The following is a 19,668-nucleotide window of genomic DNA, read 5'->3' on the forward strand; positions in this document are numbered from 1 at the left end:
GCGGGATCGGCCACGACTAGGCTGGCCGATCGGCCATGGCCGGTGGCCGATGACGGCGCGATCGGTCACCAGCCACACGCTGCTCCCATCGGCCAGGGCCGATTCCTGGTGCCGGCCATCGGCCACCTGAGGCCACAGCGGGGACGTGCTCGGCCAGCCCGACCCGCCAGCTGGCCACTCCCAATAGCGCCGTTATCGGGAGACGGCTCGATCGGCACGGGCGTCGGGTGTCGCCGATCGGAGCGGGTGGCTGCTGATAACGCCGTTATCGACCATCGCAGCGCGACGGGCTGGGCGTGGCCGATCCAGACGCGTCCGGCATGGCCGATGGCCGACGAGGAGTTGATCGGCCATCGACCGCGCTCAGCGCCGATCGGCCACGAGCCAGCGCGCGGCATCGGCCATAGCCATAAGACGAACTGTTCCTTGAGCCGGTCAGGTCCTGACCGACCGAAGGTGCGCGCGCCCTTGCTGCCGGCGCTGCTCCGCCAGGTACTCGGCGGCCTTGTCCAGGCGGCGCTGACCAGTGCGTGGGGAGACGCCCAGCCGACGTCCGACCTCGGCGCCGGAGAGCTTGCCTCCGGTGTCCTCAGCCTCGGCCAACCACTGGGCTGCCGTCACAATCTCTTGCTGCACCGGGTCCAGCTCCAGCTCGGCGGTCTGCTGCTCGGGCAGTGCTGCGGTAGCCGTTCCGGGGCCGAGGAGCCCTGGCTCCAACGACTCCGCTGTGGCCGGCGCGGGCATGGCCCGCCGGGCAGAGGTCATGTCGGCCGCGGCAGTCGACAGGGGAGCCGGCTGCCGGTCAGCGGAAGCCGACGCTGGCGCCGCGGCCAGTTGCGCGGCGGGCTGCTCGAGGAATAGGCGTGGACCCGCGTCAGCGGGAGCCATAGCCTCCGTCATCCGGGAGCCGGCTGCCGCCCGATTCCTGTCCGCCGCCGGTTCATGCTCCATGGGTGCCGAATCAGCCTCCTTGCGGGCCTGCGCGAGCTCGGCCAGGACTGGCTCCAGGATGTCGTCGGCCACCAGCTGACCAGTCCCCGGATCGGTTACTCCGAAGTCCCGCGCCAGGAACGCGGCCAACTCCTCGGCCCCCGGGACGGCACCGTTCCGCTCGATGAACAGCCGCCCCGCCGCGACCAGGTCCACCTCGTCGCCGACACTCGGCCCAGCCGACCTCGCTGCCTGCGCTACGGGACCGACTGCCAGTGCGGGAGCGGCACTCGCAGCCTGTACGACGGGCGGGGCCACGGGCTGCGCCTCGCCCGGCTGCGGCAGCGAAGGCCACAGCACCGGGTCGATACCGGCCGCCGCCAGCCCGCCCGGCGCGGTCTGCGCCAGCGGGACGCCGATCCGCGCCAGCCGCAGCGGCATCAAGGCCGCCACGGGAGCCTTGCGGCGCCAGGCCCGGCCGTACCGGGCCCGCAGCCGTGCCTGGTAGATCAGGCGGTGCTGCTCCATCCCCACGGCCTGCTCGTACGAACGCAGCTCCCACAGCTTTATGCGCCGCCAGAGCTTGAACGTCGGCACCGGGGAAAGGATCCAGCGCGTGATGCGCACGCCCTCCATGTGCCGGTCGGCGGTGATGTCGGCGATCCGGCCCACCGCGTGCCGGGCCGCCTCCACGGTCACCACGAACAGGATCGGGATCACCGCGTGCATGCCCACGCCCAGCGGGTCCGGCCAGGAGGCCGCGCCGTTGAACGCGATCGTGGCCGCCGTCAGCAGCCACGCCGTCTGCCGCAGCAGCGGGAAGGGGATCCGGAGCCACGTCAGCAGCAGGTCCAGCGCGAGCAACACACAGATGCCCGCGTCGATACCGATCGGGAACACCAGCGAGAAGCTGCCGAACCCTTTCTGCAGCGCGAGTGCGCGGACCGCGGAGTACGAGCCGGCGAACCCGATCCCCGCGATGATCACAGCACCGGTGATCACGACACCGATGAGTATCCGGTGCGTCCGTGTCAGCTCTAGCTGAGCCACGTGCTGGCGTCCCTCCATAGGCTGGCTCCCGCGACCCTCGGATCGGGGCCATCGGCGGGGGTGAGTGCGAGCACGGCCAGGAGAAGGCTGGGGTTCGTGCCGCTCGTGTCGGTGCGGCGGGTGCGGGCGGCCCACGCGCTCTACAGCGCGATGGACCGCCGTCAGGCCCGCGGTGGTCGGCTCGTTCTACCGGGCAGAACGGCCACCTGGTCGGTCAGAGATGAGGCATGAGGAGCTCGACGACCTGGGCGAGCTCGCTGGGGGAGAGCCGGCCGAGCAGGGAGTCTGCGATCGTCTGAGGCGTGGACCAGTTGACGACAGCCGGGGGCGGGGTGGCGCTTGGCTGGGTGATAACGGCGTTATCGGCGGCTGCCTCCTCCGGCCGCTCCGTCAGGACCTCGACCGGAGTGATAACGGCGTTATCGCCCCCGGAGGAAGCTGCCGCTTTCGGCTGCTGAGCCGGGGTGGGAGTGCGGCGTGCCTTCCTGGCTTTCGGAACCGACACACTCCGGGCGTCGGCCTTTACCCGCTGCTCCTCATGGCTCAGCTTGGCCAGCCCTCGCACATGTTCGAGCTTGCGCTTGCCTGCGACCAGATCGGCCTGCAGGTCAGGAGCCAGAACAAGGAGCGAGAGCCGCTGAGAGATATACGGCTGTGTCAGACCGAGCCTGGCCGCCACCTTGTGCTGCGAACCGTAGTGCTCGACCAGGCGCTGCAGCGCGTGAGCCTCCTCGATCTCGGTGAGGTCCTCCCGTTGGGCATTCGCGACGAACGCCGCTTCGAGGAGCGTCTCGTCGGTTGCGGCGAAGGCGTCGTTGACAGTGACCCTGAGCGTCGAGAACCCGGCTTCCCGGGCAGCCGCCAGCCGTCGGTGGCCGTCGACGACGACGTACCGCGCCCCGGGTTCCAGCTCGGCCTGGCGATCCGGCCGCCCATCCAGGTAGGCGTCGATTGTGGCCACGGTGATCGCCGTTACCTGGCCGACCTCCCTCAAACTCTCGACCAAGCCTTCAAGATCCCCGAGAGATTCACGAGGGTTCTCGGGATTGGCACTGATGAGCTCTAGCGCGAGTTCGGACGGCAATGCCGGGCCTGAGAGGCGGCGCTGCTGCTGCTCCTCCCACTCCCGCATCTCACGCTCAGCCGGATCCTCGTCGGCCGGGCCGCTGATGCCGTAGTGCGCAAGGATGTCGTTACGCGAGGGGCCGGAGGTCTCGGCCGCGCTCGTGTAGCGGGGCACGGAGTCCTTCTTGCTCATGCGGCCAGCTCCTTCGCCAGGGTCCGCAGCCCGTTGGAGAGGGAGCAGCCAGGCTCCCATTCGAGCAAGGGCGTGCGGTGGTCCTGTGCGTCTCGCTGTTCCTTGAGATCAGGGAAGACCGCGAGGACGCCGGGCGCGCTGCGTTCCTCCCATTCCTCACGCCTTATCTGAACGGAGGCGCCGCGGCGGCTGTCGTACGCGTTGATGACGAAACCGACCTCGTCCACCTGGATCCGGGCGAGCTTCTCCAGCTGCTGGCGCTGGCTGGTGAAAAGGTCGTACGCCTCGAAGCTCGGCAGGTCGGCCCACACCGGCATCAGCACACCAGAGCGCTCGGCGAGTTCGCCTTCCCGGCGCTGGACGTAGTGCATGGCGATGTCCATCGCGAGACCCAGGCTCGGAGGGCCGTCGAGGATGACGATGTCGTAGTCCTTCTCGACGGGCTCCAGTGCGCGAGCCAGTGCCTCCTCGCGACCGGCGCGCATCGTGCTCATCACGGCGTCGAACAGGAACGCGTCGTTGCAGGAGGGCAGCAGGTGCAGCCGCTCTCCGAAGCGCTCCTGCGGCAGGACCACGATGGAGCGGCGGATGTGACGGGTCGCCTTCCCCAGCATGTGCTCAAGCAGGCTGCCGCCGCTGTCCATGGCGATGGGCTGCTCACCCAGCCGGCGCGTCAGGTGACCCTGCGGGTCGTAGTCGACCAGGAGCACGCGAAGCCCGAGCTCGGCGAGAGCCTGCGCCAGACCGCCGGCCAGGAACGTCTTCCCCACGCCGCCCTTCTGGAGAGCGACAAGGAGGCGCCGAAGCACACGCGGGCGCGGTGCCGCCGGAGCTGGCTGGTCGCTGCTGATCCACAACGACAACGCCTGAGCGATTCCCTGCACCTTGGTCAGCTCACGCTGCTCGCACTCGGTGTAGAACCGAGCCACACCGCCGGTGGGAAGCCACGTGCCCCACGACTTCGCGTCCTTGACCTCTATGGCCGGCGCCTCCGGCGTCCGGTACCAGAGGCCGAGCGCCTGGCTCGTCGCTTCGGAGATGTTCAGACCACGCTGGGCGGAGACGCTGCGCAGACGCATGCGCAGCTCCGCAGTGAGGTTGACGTTTAGTTTTTCGTTTTCGGAGTCGCTGATTCCTGCGGTCATGGAGGCAACTTACCAGTGAGCGGTGCGGATGGAGGGTGACAAAAGTCAGGTTCGCCCAACTTGGTGTCGATGCAGGCGCAAGCAGCCTGCATCAGCAACGACATGATGACTGGCGAGGAGCAGGGTGAGGGTGAACGTGGACGGCTCCATGGGGACGAAGGGGGCGTCAACTCGCCCCGAACCGCTCCTTGCGGAAGTGGAGCCAGACCGTGACCGAGATCCCGGCGAGCGCAATCAAGCCTGCAGTCAGGGCCATGAGTGCAGTGCTGCTCCCAGACCCCAAATGCGGCAGTGGCGCCTGCAGCGACCAGGAGCTGGCAATCAATCAGAAGTGCAACAGCCTCGCTTGCCGTCCAGCGAAGCGGGTGGCTCGTGCTCGTGATGGGCGTTGTTGGGGGCGTAGTCACTGGCGCTCCTGGACGCGCGAAGCCCTGACGGGCGAAACCGGTTGGCAGTCCCGCGGTATCCGGGGACGTGACATAAACGCTGCCAGCCGTCGGCAGCGTTGGTCCATGGAGACTCGTCCGGAGATCCAGACGGCAACTCGTGGACTCCCGGCCGTGGTCCGTTTTCGGTGCCGAGCCGGCGATATACGACGGTGAGGAGGTCTGGCACTCGGATCCGCTGGTGACGGTGGCAGGCGAGGCATACCCGCCTCGCTTCAGAGTCGCCTTGCACTGCCCGAACACGGAGACCGAGGTGTGCGTCCCTGTCCGCGTTCACGACGGCACCCGGGCGCCGACCGGATCGAGCGTGAGCGCCTGGAGGCGGGCGACGATCCGGCGAAGGCGCGGCGGGCGACGGTGCTGGGCAGGCCCATCGAGCACAACAAGTCGCCCGAGACCGCCTCCAGGCCGACAAACTCAGTGGCCTCCACCCTCGCGGTGGGCTCCACTAACGCCACACTCCAAAGCGGACTGCTCCACCGAGACCCCTTGGAGCCGCGTCGACCATGATCACTGTCAGATGATGGTCAGCTGGCGCAGCCGTACTTCTTGGCGAGCTTGGTGGCGGCTTCCCGCACCACGGCCGCATTGTTGCGGATCTCGGGGGCGTCCCGGTCGACGAGGTCCTTCCCCTCCTCTTCCCCTTTTTTCGAGGGCGCCGTGAGCGCCACCGTGATGTTCGGCGCCGTCGAGCCCATGCGGGCGGCACAGCCGGCGGGCAGGTTGGCCTCGGCCTTGTCGGGAAGCGCCCAGCCGGTGAAGCCGGGGCCGAGGGGGACGGAGTTCTTGGGCGTGTAGTGAGGGTCGTTCCGGTTGTCTTCGATGATCAGGGTGTAGACCCCTCGGGGGTAGTCGCTGCCTGTGTTGGCGCGCAGCACCTGGCACCCCTTGGACACCGCGTGATCGGTGCTCTTGCCCTTTCTCTCCCACTCCTCCGTGCTGACCTCGCCCCCCTTGCCGTCGTCGATCAGTTCCGCCGTCTGCCGGCTGAGCGCCCCATGACACAGCGTCTGCGGTAGCGGCGGCTTCTCGTCGCCGGGCCAGAAGCTCGCCGTCACGACGGCCACCCCGGCGGCGCCGAGCGCGATGGTCAGCGGCAGCCACTTCCTGTCCATGTCTACGGCTGTCCCATCTTCTTCTGGGCGTCCTCGATGCCCTGCTGGTACCAGTTCTCGGCAGTCGTCTGGAGACCGTCCTCGTACTCGCCCGGGCTCGCGTCCAGCTCCTCGTTCGTGAGGCCCTTCTCGGTCGCCATCTTCCGCATCATGGCGTTCATCTGGTTCTCGCCGTTCTCGAAGTGGTTGACCATGTTCTTACGAGTTTCCTCGTCGACCTTGGCGTTGAGCTCGTTCATGTACCCGGCCGTGCCGGCGTCGACCGTGCGCTGGAGCGCGTCGCCGACGATGGGGATGGCCGTCAGGGGTGCGCCGATGGCGTGGTAGTTCATCCTCTGGTTCCAGGCGTTGGTGTCCTTCTCCGCCTGGCCGAGGTCGTAGATGACGTCGCCGCGCACGCCGTCGAGGTGGCCGAGAACCGACGCCGACTGCTTGACCCAGGCGCGCATCTCGGGATCCTCCTTGCGGTAGGAGTCCGGCGGGAAGCCGTTCAGTCCCTCGGCGATCACCACGCTCTGCGAGTGGTGCATGACACCGAAGGCCTTGGGGTCCTCGGCGACGCCGCGCATGAGACGGGTGAGGTCGCCCCGCTCGATCGTGAGGTTGTTGAAGTCGGTCGGCCCGTCCATGTTCTTGCCGAGGATCTGGTGCACGTCCGAGGCGTAGTCCCCGATCATGTTGCCCATGCTCGTGCGCATGGCCAGGGGCACGGAGCTTTGGGTCCCGTAGGTCTGCTCGCCGGTGTACTCCTTGGCGATCCGCTCGAAGATCGCGGCCTGCGCGCCGTCGTGGTGGGCGGGGACGCCGTGCAGCGGGCTGCCCGGTTCACGGCCGGTGGCCGCGGCCTCCAGGGCGGCGCCGAACTCGGTGCGGGCCGAGGTGCGCTGCGTCTCCTCGGGCATTTTGAACTCGACCTCGCCGCCCGGCCACTTGCGGTCCTCCAGGAAGTACTTGAGGTTGTCCGTGGTGTTCGGGTCGAAGTAGTGCGTGGAGGCGGAGGGGTTGCGGCTCATGGCGTTCATCAGACCCTTCATCGGGTCCTCCTGCGTGCCCTGCCAGTTCTTCATGACGCCGTCGTAGGCGTCGTCGTTGTCCGTCTCCCACTCGCGGATGGTGTCGCCGACCTCGTGCAGGAACGCCTCGCTGTAGATCGGGTCGCCCTTGTCCTTGTCGTACGGGGACGCGTTCTTGTCGTTCGGGTCGTACGCCTTGTCGCCGGCGTCGGCGGCCATCAGGTCCGTAAGGTCCTTGAGGCCGGCCGCGCCGCCCCCGAGTTGCCCCGGGTGTTGGCGGGGCAGGCCGTTGCCGTCGCGGGCCGTCGTGATGAGCTTGTCGGTCCAGGCCGAGGTGACGCCGCCGGGTGAGCCGATCGAGGAGTCGGGGCCGGTGGCGGTGGCGAGGGAGCCGGAGAGGGCCTTGTAGAGGCGGGCGTCAGTACCGGAGAGCTGGCCGTCGCGGCCGCCCGTCTCCAGGCTGCCGGCGAGCAGCAGCACGGCCTCCTGCTGGTCGCGGCCCCGGTAGCTGAGGTTCGTCATCAGCTGCTCGGCGAAGGCGGGCGAGTCCTTGCCGCCCTCGGCGAGCTGCAGCAGCCGCTCGCGCTCCTTGTCGTCGAGGTGCTCCCAGCGGGCGTACAGCTTGGCGGCCTCGCGGCCGTTCTCGGCCTGCTGCTTCTCCTCCGCGCGCATCTTCTTCGCGTCGGCGACGCCGCCGAGGTCGGTGCTGCCGAAGTCGTTGGGGTGGTTCTTGATCAGCGCGCGCAGACCCCAGGCACACAGCTCATCGGCCTCGTTCGCCCGCTGCAGGATCCCTTCGATCTTGCCGCGCAGCGCCTCGAACTGTGCCTCGGTCGCGACAGGCTCGGTGCTGTCCTTAGACCGGCGGTCGGGGTGGACGCGATGGCTGAGCACGCCGTTCGGGTAGATGGTGATGCCCGGCGGAGGGTTCTCGTACGTGGCCTTGAGGTCGTCATGGGCGGTCTTGAACAGAGTGTGGGCGTCCTGGAGAAGGTCACGCACGGATTCCGCCTCGGTGACGGCATCACCGAACTCCTTGGCCGTCTTCGCGACGAACACCTTTGTCACGGAGGCGTTCTCACCCCGCCAGGTGGACTTGTCGGCCTTGGACTTCATGGCCGACGCATCGGTCTTGAGCTGCGCCAGCTTGGCGATTGTCTCTGTCCACTGCGTGACTGCGGTGCCCATCGGACCGAGCTTGGCGTTCAGGAGCTGCTCGAAGGTAGGAATGGCTGTGGCTCCTTACCGGAAGAACTTGTCGATCTGGGATGCGGACACGGAACCCTCGCGGCCCGGCGCAACGGGTCCGACGATGCGCAGCTGCGCTCCGATCCACTCGTCATTGGCCTTGCTGGACTTCTTGGTGTAGTCGAGGTGGTTGGAGATGTGCGCGCATGCCTGGAGCAGGGTCTTCACCTGCGTCTCCCAGGTCTTGTTCACCTCCGAGAGCGCGGCACCGGTGTCGAAGCCGTCACCCTTCAGGCTGCTTCCGGCGCTCTCGCTCGCCGCGCTCGCGTGCTTGCCCGCGGGCTCCAGGCCGTTGAAGAGCCCGTTGGCGGCATGGCCGATCTCGCCGAGATCGTCGTCCTCGACCACATAGTCGGCCGAGCCCGGCGTCGGCGCCGAACCGCCCGAACTGCCGGCCTGGTTCAATCTCATGGTTACGGCCGCCTTGTCCGCGGCCCACTCTTCCTCGAACGACACCGTCAGCACCCCCGTGTTACTCGTCGTAAACCTGCCACGTCCGCCACGCCGCCCACCTCTGGGTGTCGAACGGCTACAGATGATCGATCATCTGTGCGGCCTTCCTTGTGTGCAAGCGCGGCCCGCGACGCCGACTCGCGACCTGTCCCCTCACAATGGGAGTGCATGCCATGACCCGCGGTACCCGGCGCGGCCCGAGCTCTCCGGTCCTTCCCGCTGTCTTGTGTGCTGACCGCGGCCGGCCTGGCGCTGTGCTGCCCGGCCCGCTCCGGTATGCCCGCTGCTTGCTGTTGCCGCATGCGTGCCGACGGTCATGGAGGCGGTGGGCGGCTGCTCGAAACCGCTGATAGCGCAGCTCTCCCCGACACAAGGCATCCCTTGATCTTCTTCGCCGCTTCGTGGCAGCGCATTGCCGTCGACCGGCAGTCTTCACCCACCATTGGCTGCCGGTGAAGGACCCTTTGCGGCGTATGGCAACCTGATTGCGCGTCAAGGGGTTCGCCGACGCGAGGAGAACGGGGGAGCGCGTGACGGAGCGGGAAGCGCCGCAAGACCAGCTGACAGGGTATGTCGAGTGCCTGCGCGACGCCTGTACCACTGGGCGCCGGATGACGCGCTCCGAGCTGGAGGCACGCCGCGCCGAGGGGGAACGGGCAGCGGAACTCGGCCTCGCTCTGCGTGTGATGATCCGCGAGCACCTGGCAGTGTCCCAGGAGGTCCTCACCCGGGTGCCGATCCAGCAGGCAGGTTCGCTTCTTGCCGTGACCGAACAGGCAGTGGACGCCTTCGTCGAAGGCTACGAGCGCGCCCAGCAGCAGGCCGTGCGCCAGGAGGAGGCCGCGCGTCGCGAGTTCATCGACGACCTCCTCTACGGGCGCAGCGATCTCGGGAGGCTGGCGGAGCGTGCCGAACGCTTCGGGCTGCGCCTCTCTCAGGCCCACGCGGTGGCCGTGGCGAGCGGACCTGAGCCGTACGGAGACGGCTACCCGGTGGCCCGCGGCATCGAGTCGGCGGTGCTGACCCGGTTTGCGGGCCGACAGATCCTGCTCACCACCAAGGACGGGCGGCTGATCTGTGTGGCCCCAGGAGACCAGCCGGACGTTCTGGCGTTCTTCGCCAAGCAGGCGTACGCCGCCACCGATGGAGGCAAAGTGGCCATAGGCCGCTCCCATCCCGGCGCCGGCGGCGTGGTGCACTCCTACGAGGAGGCTCTCAACGCCCTCGACCTGGCCGAGCGGATGGGCCTGGACGGGCCGGTGCTGCACGCCGCGGACCTGCTGGTCTACCCGGTCCTGACGCGGGACCGGCAGGCGATGGCCGACCTGGTGGAAAGCGTGCTGGGCCCGCTCCGTAAGGGGCGCGGGGGCGCCCGGCTCTTCATCGACACCCTCACCGCGTACTTCGACAGCGGCTGCGTGGCTACCGAGGCCGCGCGCAGGCTGTCGCTGAGCGTACGGGCGCTGACCTACCGGCTGGAGCGGATTCACAGCCTGACCGGCGCCGACCCGGCCGACCCGGTCAACCGCTACACCCTCCAGACCGCGGTGATCGGCGCCCGCCTGCTCGACTGGCCTGACACCGAGGGGTGAGCCCGTCCCTCAGAGCGTGCGGTTCCTGCGGGCCGCCCAGTGCTCTTGGATGCGGCAGCGCAGCCAGTGGGCCACTTCGCCGAGGCTGATCAGAAGGGCGGCGCCGGGGGCTCCGCTGAGGACGGCGATCAGGATGGCCATGACCCCCGACATCGGCGAACCCATCCCCGGCGACACCACCGGCCCCCAGCTGCGCCCGTACGCCGACGAACTCGAAGCCGTCCGCGTCCTGTACTTCGTCACCGCCCTGCGCACCGTGGTCGTCGTTGCGTACACCAGAGCTGGACGACGTGACCGTCCAGCAGGAGCTACGTCGGCGGCATCCACCTGCTCTCGAACATAGCCAAGGCCCATCCGCGCATGACGAAAGCCTCGGCTGACACCGGGTGGGGCGGCCCCGTGTATGCCTCACGTGTGGTGACTTGGGAGCGGCTGGTCAGGGGAGGGCGCGGCGTTGTTGTTCTTGTCTGTGGTTGGTGTGGGTGTCTGGGTTGTCGTCGGTGAGGAGGTGGGCGAGGAGGAGGCCGGTGGCGCGTCGGCTGAGGCCTTGGGCGGCGGTGATGAGGCGGGTGTGGTCGTGGGCGGGCAGGGAGATGGCGATGCTGGAGGCCCGGCCGGGTAGTCCGAGGGAGAACGCGACGCAGACTTCTTTCTCGGAGTATTCGAGGAGGTCGAACTGGGCGGCGTGGGGGCCGGGCTCGTCGAGGACGTCGAGCAGGGCGCGGGGGCTGGTGATGGTGCGTTCGGTCAGTTGCACTGAGGGGTAGCGGGTGAGGTGGTCCATGCGGGAGTCGAAGTCGAGTTGTGCGAGGAGGCTCTTGCCGACGGCGCTGGCATGGGCGGTCTCGGCGAACGGGGCCCACTCGTGGACGGGTGGGGCGGAGGCGCTGTGCGCGCAGCCGTTCACCTCGATCTCGCCGTGGGTGTAGGTGCTGATGTAGACGGCGGCGCCGAGGTCGTCGCGGAGTTGTTCGAGGGCGATGTTGAGCATCCGCCGGTGGGGGTCCGCCTTGGTGACGAGGTCGAGGATCGGGCCGGTGAAGTAGGCGCCGCCGACGCTCTCGACGAGCCGTTGTTCCAGGAGCCAGTCCAGCAGTCGCACGGTGGTGTTCAGCGACATCCTGGCTTTGTGGGCCAGGGCGCGGCTGTCGATGCCGCCGGCCGTGCTGATCACGTGGAGCAGGTCGCGGGCGCGCTGGGTGGTCTGCCACTTCTGGGGCACACGGGCGGGGGTGTTGCGGTGGCGGGCCATGTCGTTGAGGACGGCGGGGCGCAACGCGTTCACCGACCAGGGCTCCGCCGTCTCCCTGCCGTCGTCGGTGTCCGCCTCGGCGGCGGCCTGCCGCAGCAGGTGCACCGCGGCCGCGGTCGCGTCGGGCCGCAGATCGGGCAGCGCCAGACGAAGCCCGCCTTCGGCGGGGGGCAGCGCGGCCAGGTGCGGCCGCCGTCCGCCGGCCGTCGCCGGCTGGGGGGCGGGTCCGTATTCGGGGACCTGGGGGGCGGGCACGAGGTGCAGTTGCGGCTGCTCGCCGCTCACCGTGCCGGCTGTGGTGGGGGGGCCGTCGGTTTCGGGGTGCAGCAGGTGCTCGGGCACGCCGAGCCCTTCGCGGACCTCGTCGAAGTACTCCTCGTCCTCGGGCTGTCCGGGCTCCTCGTCGGGGAGGCGGCGGGCGAGGGCGGCCAGGAGGCGCGCGGCGTCACCGTGGCCGTGCCGGGCGGCCTCGGCCACCAGGAACCGGGCCTCGTCCGTCCAGTCAGCGCCCGCGCGCAGTGTGAGCGCGGCCATGCGGAACATCGCTCCCGGGTGACCGGCGGCAGCGGACTCGCCGAGCCAGTCCGCCGCCACGGTCAGCTCACCGCGGCGCAGGGCCTTCGAGCCGAGCAGGTACAGCGAGTTCGCCCGCTCCCACCCGTCCCGGTCCAGCCCGTACAAGCCGCTCAGCGGACCGAAGTCCCCTTGCGGCCGGTCCCAGAAATCCTCCGGCCCGGCCAGCTTCGCCAGCAGCTCCACCAGCCCGGCCGACGCCGGAAGGCCGCGGCTGTCGTCGATCAAACGGGTCACCACCGTCACCTGTCCCTCTTCCTGCGTCCTGATGATTTCCGGTGCGCATCACGGATGAACGCCTGCAGCGCGTGCCGCAGCTCCACAACCGCGTTGTGACGCTCCTGGTGGAGTCGTCGGGCGCGTATGCCGAGGGAGGCGGCGATCTCGATGTCGGTCAGGCCTGCGATCTGCAGCCGCACCACCTGCCGGCGCACCGACGACGGCATCGCCTCGATCGCCCCCAACAGCAGGTCCCGCATCGGGTCCAGGTCCCCGACCGCCACCTGCTCGGGTGACGGGGCGAGCGATGTGGCGGACGACTCCACCCTGTCCCCGACCAGTTCCTGACGGGCCTGCGCGTTCAGCTGGCTGAGCGCCAGGTTCCACGCCGACCTGCGCAGATACGCCGTCAGGTTCACCACGTCACCCAGCAGCCCTTCGGCCGCCCGCGTGATCACGTTGGACACCGCCAGACCCACGACGTCCTCGCACGCCGCCCACGACAGCTTTCCGCTGGTCTTCCCGCGCAGCACCGCCGGCTCCTTCTCCAGGAACTCCAGTGCATCCGCGAACAGCTGTTGGGCCTGCTCGGAGTCGGCCCACCCGCTGCCGCGGCTTCCTTCCTCCCCGGCCGCGCCGGGCTCCACCGCCGCCAACGGCTTGTCCGCGCGTGAGCGCGGTGGTGTCTTGGGCATCTCACCTGCTACCACGGCGCGCGCTCCCTCGGTGAGGGCCACGATCGGTCGGCATCGGGGTCCACCGCCGTGTCGACCTGGATCAGCCCCCGGGGTTCGGCGACCGTCACGCGCACCCGGGAGGGTCCGGACACCTGGACGTGCACCATGACCGGCCCCCGGTCGGCTGCCGCCGGGACCGCGGCGGTCGCGTCTTCTTGAGGGGGTTCCGGTACTGCCGTGCGGGACCTGCGGTCACGCCACAGCTTCATCAGGGCGGCCGCCAGGGCAGCCGCCGCGCCCACAGCCGGGGGGACCCCGGTCCAGTCGAAGGGCATCTGAAGTCGTTCTCCATCTGCGGTCGGTACGGGCACGGATCGCGCCCACGCAACCCAGACAGCCGACCCTCCCCCCTTCTCCCTTCAGCACCTCCCGAATCACCCATTCGAGTGACAGGCGCCCGTCCGCGGCCACCGCGCGTCGACAGCAGCACGGGACGCGGTGGTCAAGGGGGTGTGTGATAGGGCCGCGCCCACGCGGAAGCGCACCTGGTGCGGTGCACGGTGGTGCGCATCATGGCCCCGGTGCGGTGCGGTGCGGTGCGGTACGGTGCGGTGCGGTGCGGTGGGCCCATCGGGTGGAGGCCACCCGATGGGCGCGGTGCGCACCACCGCCGTCCCCGCCGCGAACTAAACGATGGAGAGTCGCACCAGGTGGGCATCGTCCGGTGAGGGGTGGGCGGCGAGGGCCTGGCCCACTGCCACCGCCTCCAGCTGGCGCAGGACCTCGGCGACGTCCTCGTGGTCGTCGGTGAGGAACTGCTGGACGAACTCGGCGACGGAGCGGGCGATGCCCTCCGCCGTATCCGGACCGGTCTGCGCCCACATTCGCAGGGAGGTCACCAGGACTCGCCCGAGGGCCTCCAGGGCGAACATCTCCGTGGACGGCTCGCCTTCTTCCGGGCCGGGCAGGGCGGTGACGGGGACGACGATCCGCTCGACGACGTCGACGAGCAGCTCGGCCATCCGAGGCTCGGCGCCGGCGAACTCCCGGGCTGCTTCGACGTCACCGGCCTGGACGGCCCGGAGGTAGCCGAACGCGCTGATTGCGGTGTGCGGGGTCATCGGGGCGAGCGGCAGGGCGGTGGTCTCGGGCATGACGGCTCCTCACGTACGGCCGCCGCGCGGATCGCGACGGCCTGGTTCTGAGCCTCGGGGAGCCGCCCTGTGGACAGAGTCCGCGCACCGAGGGTGACCACCCACCCCCCTTGTCCAGGTTCCAACGGCCGCGCGTTTCCCCTTGACAGGGTCCGCCAGGTGCGACAAACCGCCCATCCCGCGAGGGGAGAAGTCTCCTTCCCGGCACACTGAGCGACGGCCGGGGAAAGGCCGCTGACAGACCTCGTTCACGATCGTCTCCGAGCTCTGCGCCGCACCCACCACATGATCACGGCTCGATAACGAGCGTCACACCATCGGCTTCAGCGCCACCTGTAACAGGTGAATGCGGAACTCTGCCCGGAGTCCCGCGCCACCCGCGAGGAGCCCGATCATGATGTACGCCAGCAGCGCCCGGCAGCCCGAGCCGGAGCCGGAGCCGCGCCCGACCTGGTCAAGGGGTCCTGAGAGCCCCGCAGACGGCCCGGAAGCCACTGCCGTATCCAGTGCCGTGAACGATTCCAACGTCGTGCCCATCACCGCAGCTCACACCGCCCGTCAGGGGGCCGCTCGGCACGCTGACACCTCTCTCCCTAACCCTGAGACAGCAGCGAAGGGGAAGAAGTCCACTCCCACGGCAGCGAAGGTACGGGCCGATGCTCTGAGGATGCTGGGGTGCGTACGGATAGCCACGGTTCGGCAGATGGCGCAGGTGATCACGGCGGAGGAGTCGGACGGCCGGTCGTACGTGCGCAGGGCCATGGTGGAACTGACGGAGCTCGGGCTGGCGGAGACGAACGGCAAGGACGGCAAGCACCGGATCTGGAACCTGACCCCGGCGGGGCAGAAGGCTCTGGCCGACGGCAACGAGCTGCCACCCCGACCGAAGGCCGGCACCGGAGCGAAGGCGGTCAAAGCCGGGCTCGGCCCGCACGGTCTCGCGGTGACCGACACGATCCTCGCCTACACCGACGCGGTCCTGCGCGGTCGCCGGGAGTACCTGACCGACTGGCAGGTGGAGGTCAACCACGCCATCAAGCAGACCGGCTTGTCCTTCAACACCGACGCCGTCCTCGCCGTGCCCACGAAGACCAGCGAGGTCCGCTTCTTCGAGCTCGACAACGGCACCATGTCTCAGGCCCGCCTCGCGAAGGGGGTCTGGGACTACGAGCGGTACGCCGGGCACCGCGTCTGGGAGGGGGCCCGCGGCACGATCGGGGGGACGTACCCGTTCTGGCAGCGCCACCGCTACACCCGCTCGAAGACCTTCCCGCGGCTGCACGTCGTCCTGGCGGGCAAGGCCGAGCATCTCCTCGACAACCGCCGCCAGGCGCTCACGGCCGCCGTGCAGGGCATCACCATCGCGGTGTGGGTCAACACCCTGCCCCGGCTCCAGCGCGGCGAGCCCTGGTACGAGATCGGCGTCGACGACCCGCACGAGCGCCGCGCCCGCTACCCCGAAGCGGTCGGCCGCTGACCGGTGGCCGGCGCTGGGCAAGCCCAAGGGGAGCCTGGGCAAGCCGTCCAGATGACCGGCTTGCCCACCCCGGCCGGAGGTACTTCGGGCAGGCGGCATCGGTCACGGCCACCCCGGTCGTCCCGGTGAGGGGCTGGCTGACCGATGACGGGTGACCGATGACCGGTCACCGTCTCGGCCGGGAGTTGCATGGACCGGTCACGGCGCTGACGTGCTGGTTGACCGATCGCGGGAGGCGGATCGGTCACAGTCGGCTTGCCGATCGGTCACGGCCGCTGCTGGGCAAGCCCTCGGCTCGGAGGGCTTGCCCAGCGTCCGGATCACGTGGCGGGACGGCTCCCGAGGTTGTGGCGCCACCGTCTGGAACGCGGAGGCCCGGAGCCGGCCGACGCTTCCTCGCTGGCCGTAGACCGGAGCCATGACACGAAACACGCTGCAAGGGGACATGGACGGACTCCAGCGCCACGGCCCCGACGACATGTGGCACGCCCTCACCCGCCTTCACGCTTCCCACCCTGAGCCGCCCGACCGCTTCCTTCCCCATCTGACGCCGGAGGTGCTGCTGTCTCTCACACGGTCGGAACTCCTCTGGAGAGTTCGGGTGGAGCTGGCCGGCGGCGAGACCATGGCCGACCTTTACAACCTGGTGGCGAATCTGATCCCTGCTGCCCTGGAAACGGACGAGCGGCGTGCGCTTTCCGGGGAGACGCTGGAAATCGTGATGGGCACTCGTGACGAACTCACGCTGCACCCGGCCCACGTCCACGGCCTCACCCAGCTCCTGCGCCAGGCCGTCGGCACCATCGGGACCCGCAGCACGCCCGGGGGCGGCCGGTGCTTCCACTGCGACGGCACCGGCCGTGCCCGCCCGCTGTGGGCGGCCGGGCAAGCCTGAGCGCCTGGGCAAGCCGGAGGCGACCCTGGGCAAGCCCTCCGCGAAGAGGCTTGCCCAGGGACGTGGTTACGCCATCGCGGCGGCCACGGTCTCCAGGACGACGAGCTGCTCCGGGTCGACGGGGACGCCGTCGGCCTGGCGCAGCGAGCGGAGAGTGCTGCCGTCGGCGCACAGCCTGCACAGCCCGGCCAGGGGGAACGGGGTGGCCCCGATGAGGGTGTGCGAGGAAGAGCTCTCGTAGACGGGCCGGTAGCAGCCGGGGCACGGCAGGCAGTCGTCGACTCCGTCTCCGGCCGGCGCGTCCGGGCCGAGCTGCGGGACAATCCGCAGGAGGTTCTCCCCGGCCTCGGCCCACAGCCCCATCGGCCGCTCCGCGGACCGCTCGAAGACCACGTCACCGTCCGGGCCTTCGCCGGAACGGACCCGGGCCAGGGTGCCGACGCCTTCGGCGGGGTGGTTCGGGAGGAACGCCAGGACGGTCTTGGCGCCGGGCTCCTCGCTCACGCTGTAGACGTGCCCGCGCCCGGCCTTCATGGCCGCGCCCATCTCGTTCAGGCCCTGGCCGCCGTCGTCGTTGCGCAGGCGCAGCTGCCACGAGGCCGGGGCCCCGTCGATCTCGGCGGGGGAGGAGGTGATCAGGATGCCGTTGCCGGACCGGCGGACGTCCAGGTGCTGCATCCCGCGGACGGAGTGGAACGCGGTGCCGAACCACTCCGTCGGCCGCCCGCCCTCACCGCGCGGCGCGCGCGGCTTGTGCAGCTTGTGTCGTCCCATGCTCTGCCTCGCAGACGTGATCCGTGCACGGGCCGGATCGGTCCGCTGAACCCACAACCGCTGCCCGGCCGCCCAGGCACGCCACAGGCCCGGCCTCCACCCGTTCAGCGCACCTGGGCAAGCCTCCCCGGCCGGGAGGGCCGACGGGCGCATCCCGACCGCAGGAGGGTTGCACCGGAAGGGGGCTGGAGAGGTGTCTGCACGGGTGCACTAGGCGGGGGACCGCAGGTGTGACCGTGAGTGGGACCCCCCGAATCTGGTGATCTTCCATTCGTGCAGGTCAGAGCCCGTGGGCAAGCCCTCTTTGGAAAACGACACCTCTTACCTCGCGATAGCCGAGGGGAGAGGTCTATCCGTATCCCGGGGGCCGGCGGCGGCGCGGAGGGGTACGTGTACCGGTATGGCTCGTGAACGGATCCGGTGGGCCATCGTCGTGGAACGAGCACGGGAGATCGTGGACGGGTACGCGCCGCTCAAGGTCACGTTGCGACAGGTGATGTACCGGCTCGCGGCCGAGGGCGTGCTGCCGCACACGCCGCCGATGTACCGGCGGCTGTCCGCGCAGCTGGCCCAGGCTCGCCGCGAGGGCCGGTTCCCCGACCTGATCGACACCGTCCGTGAAATCCATGTCCCGCCGGCCTGGCCGAGCGCGGACGCCTTCGTCGCCGAGATGCCTTCCTGGTTCCGTCTGGACCGCACGGCGGGCCAGGAGCACGCCCTGTACGTCGCGTTTGCCGACTGCGGGGAGCTGAGCAGTTACTCTGACCTGCGCTGATACGTAGATTACATGTCCGCGATGATGTTGGTAAGGCGGGCTGATGCCGATCCCGGATTTCCCCAGTGCTGCTCTTCGCCGCAGTTGGTGCAGAAGTTGTGCGAGAGCCTCTACGCCCCGTGGGCCTCGATTGAAGGATCTGCGTGGCCAGTGGCGGGTCGGCCGACCATCCGATGACCTCGACGACGTGAGCTGGCTCCGCCGAGGATCGACCCGAATCCGAGCCGCCTGCTCGTCATGCTCGGTCGGTCCGGGATGACTTGCACATACACGGGCAGCCCCTGACGAGACCCACTCAGTCCGGGGTGGGCAGATCGATCGAGGCGAGCTTGGCCGGGTCGACGACGATGTGGATGCCGGTGATCCGGCCTTCGATGACGTTGAAGGCGATGATGGAGAGTGGGCTTCCGTCGGGGCTCCAGGACATGTGGCCGGGGATGCCGTTGACCAGCACGTGCCGTTGGCGGGCGACCTCGCCGGAGAACATGCGGGCGCCGCCGGCGACCTTCGTGGCGCCGAGGGTGACGACCACGCCATCGGGGGTGTCGACGGTCAGCTTCACGTTCGGGTCGAGGACACGCAGGAGCGCTTCGAAGTCGCCGCTGAGGGCGGCGGCGCCGAATGCCTGGACGACCGCTCGGTGCTCGCGGCTGCGGCCCGCCGGCTGGTCCGTGGCTTGGACCTTACGGCGGGCACGGCTGGCGACCATCTTGGTGGCGTCGGTGGATTTGCCCAGGATCTGGCCTATTTCTTGGAACGGGACGGCGAACATGTCGTGCAGGACGAACGCCAGGCGTTCGCTCGGGGTGAGCGAGTTGAGCACGACGAGCAGGGCGAGGCCGACCGAATCGGCCAGTGCCACCTGCTCGTCCGGCGCGGGGAGGTCGTCGGGCACCACCACGAGGTCCTCGAACTCTTGCCCGTACGGAGTTTCGGGGCGGGCTTGGCGGGATCTCAGGAGATCCAGGCTGATGCGGCCGACCACGGTCGTCAGCCAGCCTGCGAGGTTGTCAATGGTCGCCTCGTCCTGGCGGACGAGGCGCATCCAGGCTTCCTGGACCACGTCCTCGGCATCGGCGTACGAGCCCAGCACGCGGAACGCGACGGCGCGCAGCCGGTCGCGCTGGGCTTCGAACGCCTCGGTCACGAGGCCGGACGGCTGGGCGGTCACGGCTTTCGCTGCTGACGGAGCGAGACTCGGTTACCGTCCGGGTCCACAGCCTCGACGCGAACCCCGAACGGGTAGTCCACGGGCTCGGACTCTTCGAAGAGGACGCCGCGTCGGCGCATGATCTCGAAATCCTTTCGCAAGTCCTCGGATTCGAGGATCAGCGGACCGGGCGCGCCCGCGCCGCCCGGCTGTCCCGCGGCCGGCGCATGCGACCACAGGATGATTTGCACCGGGCTGTCGGGCATGCCCACGGCGAGGAAGCGTCCGTCGGGCCCCGGGAAGTCGAGCCGCTTCTCCAGGCCGAGTCCCTCGGTGTAGAACTCCAGCGCGCGGTCCTGATCGGTGACGTAGATCGTCACGTACATGATGTTGGTCAGCATCCGGTTCTCGATTCACTCGTTGGTGTGGCGACCGTTTGTACTTGGCCGTCACACCTATGACGAATGCCGGC

General features: G+C 69.4%; 20 protein-coding genes. 5 read left to right on the top strand and 15 right to left on the bottom strand.

The genetic code is table 11. The features are described from left to right. Window positions 1–435 precede the first annotated feature (435 nt). From ACGFYY_RS32800 to ACGFYY_RS32825, 6 genes are all read right to left on the bottom strand, one after another. Window positions 436–1,980: a DUF2637 domain-containing protein gene (locus ACGFYY_RS32800; RefSeq protein ID WP_393715014.1), complete on the bottom strand. Its 1,545-nt coding sequence runs from the start codon at window positions 1,978–1,980 to the stop codon at window positions 436–438. 214 nt (window positions 1,981–2,194) lie between these two features. Then, on the bottom strand, window positions 2,195–3,238 hold the full coding sequence (locus ACGFYY_RS32805; protein WP_393715016.1) for a ParB/RepB/Spo0J family partition protein: 1,044 nt from the start codon (window positions 3,236–3,238) through the stop codon (window positions 2,195–2,197). Continuing rightward, entirely contained in the window at window positions 3,235–4,383 is a 1,149-nt protein-coding gene (locus ACGFYY_RS32810; protein WP_393715018.1) for a ParA family protein, read from the bottom strand. Before ACGFYY_RS32810 ends, ACGFYY_RS32805 begins: the two co-directional genes overlap by 4 nt. Window positions 4,384–5,356: 973 nt before the next feature. After that, window positions 5,357–5,944: a hypothetical protein gene (locus tag ACGFYY_RS32815; RefSeq protein ID WP_393715020.1), complete on the bottom strand. Its 588-nt coding sequence runs from the start codon at window positions 5,942–5,944 to the stop codon at window positions 5,357–5,359. A 2-nt stretch (window positions 5,945–5,946) separates the two neighbouring features. Beyond that, window positions 5,947–8,145, bottom strand: coding sequence for a DUF6571 family protein (locus ACGFYY_RS32820; protein ID WP_393715022.1), 2,199 nt, complete (start codon window positions 8,143–8,145; stop codon window positions 5,947–5,949). 54 nt (window positions 8,146–8,199) lie between these two features. Further along, entirely contained in the window at window positions 8,200–8,616 is a 417-nt protein-coding gene (locus tag ACGFYY_RS32825; protein WP_393715024.1) for a hypothetical protein, read from the bottom strand. Window positions 8,617–9,269: 653 nt separating this feature from the next. Here ACGFYY_RS32825 and ACGFYY_RS32830 point away from each other — a divergent pair. Continuing rightward, on the top strand, window positions 9,270–10,250 hold the full coding sequence (locus ACGFYY_RS32830) for a PucR family transcriptional regulator (protein ID WP_393715026.1): 981 nt from the start codon (window positions 9,270–9,272) through the stop codon (window positions 10,248–10,250). 9 nt (window positions 10,251–10,259) lie between these two features. Here the strand turns inward: ACGFYY_RS32830 and ACGFYY_RS32835 are convergent, their stop codons facing one another. Further along, window positions 10,260–10,391 carry a hypothetical protein gene (locus ACGFYY_RS32835; RefSeq protein WP_393715028.1) on the bottom strand — a complete coding sequence of 44 codons (132 nt, stop codon included), beginning with the start codon at window positions 10,389–10,391 and terminating at the stop codon, window positions 10,260–10,262. On the opposite strand from ACGFYY_RS32835, the gene ACGFYY_RS32840 reads away from it, so the two are divergent. Then, window positions 10,390–10,593, top strand: coding sequence for a hypothetical protein (locus ACGFYY_RS32840; protein ID WP_393715030.1), 204 nt, complete (start codon window positions 10,390–10,392; stop codon window positions 10,591–10,593). The two genes, ACGFYY_RS32835 and ACGFYY_RS32840, sit on opposite strands and share 2 nt — an antisense overlap. A gap of 93 nt (window positions 10,594–10,686) precedes the next feature. Here ACGFYY_RS32840 and ACGFYY_RS32845 read toward each other — a convergent pair whose 3' ends face one another. The 5 genes from ACGFYY_RS32845 to ACGFYY_RS32865 form a co-directional block, all read right to left on the bottom strand. Beyond that, window positions 10,687–12,312, bottom strand: a complete 1,626-nt coding sequence (locus tag ACGFYY_RS32845; protein ID WP_393715032.1) for an IclR family transcriptional regulator C-terminal domain-containing protein — start codon at window positions 12,310–12,312, stop codon at window positions 10,687–10,689. 5 nt (window positions 12,313–12,317) lie between these two features. After that, on the bottom strand, window positions 12,318–12,989 hold the full coding sequence (locus tag ACGFYY_RS32850; RefSeq protein ID WP_393715033.1) for an RNA polymerase sigma factor: 672 nt from the start codon (window positions 12,987–12,989) through the stop codon (window positions 12,318–12,320). 8 nt (window positions 12,990–12,997) lie between these two features. Next, entirely contained in the window at window positions 12,998–13,306 is a 309-nt protein-coding gene (locus tag ACGFYY_RS32855) for a hypothetical protein (protein ID WP_393715034.1), read from the bottom strand. Between the two features lie 351 nt (window positions 13,307–13,657). After that, a complete protein-coding gene (locus ACGFYY_RS32860) occupies window positions 13,658–14,125 on the bottom strand; it encodes a hypothetical protein (protein WP_393715035.1) in 468 nt (155 codons plus the stop codon). Window positions 14,126–14,434: 309 nt separating this feature from the next. Then, window positions 14,435–14,662, bottom strand: a complete 228-nt coding sequence (locus ACGFYY_RS32865; RefSeq protein WP_393715037.1) for a hypothetical protein — start codon at window positions 14,660–14,662, stop codon at window positions 14,435–14,437. 130 nt (window positions 14,663–14,792) lie between these two features. On the opposite strand from ACGFYY_RS32865, the gene ACGFYY_RS32870 reads away from it, so the two are divergent. Both ACGFYY_RS32870 and ACGFYY_RS32875 read left to right on the top strand, forming a co-directional pair. Beyond that, entirely contained in the window at window positions 14,793–15,602 is an 810-nt protein-coding gene (locus ACGFYY_RS32870) for a replication-relaxation family protein (protein WP_393715039.1), read from the top strand. Window positions 15,603–16,020: 418 nt separating this feature from the next. Further along, entirely contained in the window at window positions 16,021–16,497 is a 477-nt protein-coding gene (locus ACGFYY_RS32875; protein ID WP_393715041.1) for a hypothetical protein, read from the top strand. Window positions 16,498–16,563: 66 nt separating this feature from the next. Here ACGFYY_RS32875 and ACGFYY_RS32880 read toward each other — a convergent pair whose 3' ends face one another. After that, on the bottom strand, window positions 16,564–17,271 hold the full coding sequence (locus tag ACGFYY_RS32880) for a hypothetical protein (RefSeq protein WP_393715043.1): 708 nt from the start codon (window positions 17,269–17,271) through the stop codon (window positions 16,564–16,566). A gap of 400 nt (window positions 17,272–17,671) precedes the next feature. Between ACGFYY_RS32880 and ACGFYY_RS32885 the strand changes: the two genes are divergently transcribed. Continuing rightward, window positions 17,672–18,046: a hypothetical protein gene (locus ACGFYY_RS32885; RefSeq protein WP_393715045.1), complete on the top strand. Its 375-nt coding sequence runs from the start codon at window positions 17,672–17,674 to the stop codon at window positions 18,044–18,046. A 295-nt stretch (window positions 18,047–18,341) separates the two neighbouring features. Here the strand turns inward: ACGFYY_RS32885 and ACGFYY_RS32890 are convergent, their stop codons facing one another. Together ACGFYY_RS32890 and ACGFYY_RS32895 are read right to left on the bottom strand one after the other, a co-directional pair. Next, window positions 18,342–19,217 carry a sigma-70 family RNA polymerase sigma factor gene (locus ACGFYY_RS32890; RefSeq protein ID WP_365928619.1) on the bottom strand — a complete coding sequence of 292 codons (876 nt, stop codon included), beginning with the start codon at window positions 19,215–19,217 and terminating at the stop codon, window positions 18,342–18,344. After that, the gene (locus tag ACGFYY_RS32895) at window positions 19,214–19,597 is read right to left on the bottom strand and encodes a VOC family protein (RefSeq protein ID WP_365928617.1); all 384 of its coding nucleotides are present in this window, start codon (window positions 19,595–19,597) and stop codon (window positions 19,214–19,216) included. Before ACGFYY_RS32895 ends, ACGFYY_RS32890 begins: the two co-directional genes overlap by 4 nt. Window positions 19,598–19,668: the final 71 nt, after the last annotated feature.

The organism is Streptomyces sp. NPDC048331, assembly GCF_043201215.1.
Taxonomy (GTDB): domain Bacteria; phylum Actinomycetota; class Actinomycetes; order Streptomycetales; family Streptomycetaceae; genus Streptomyces.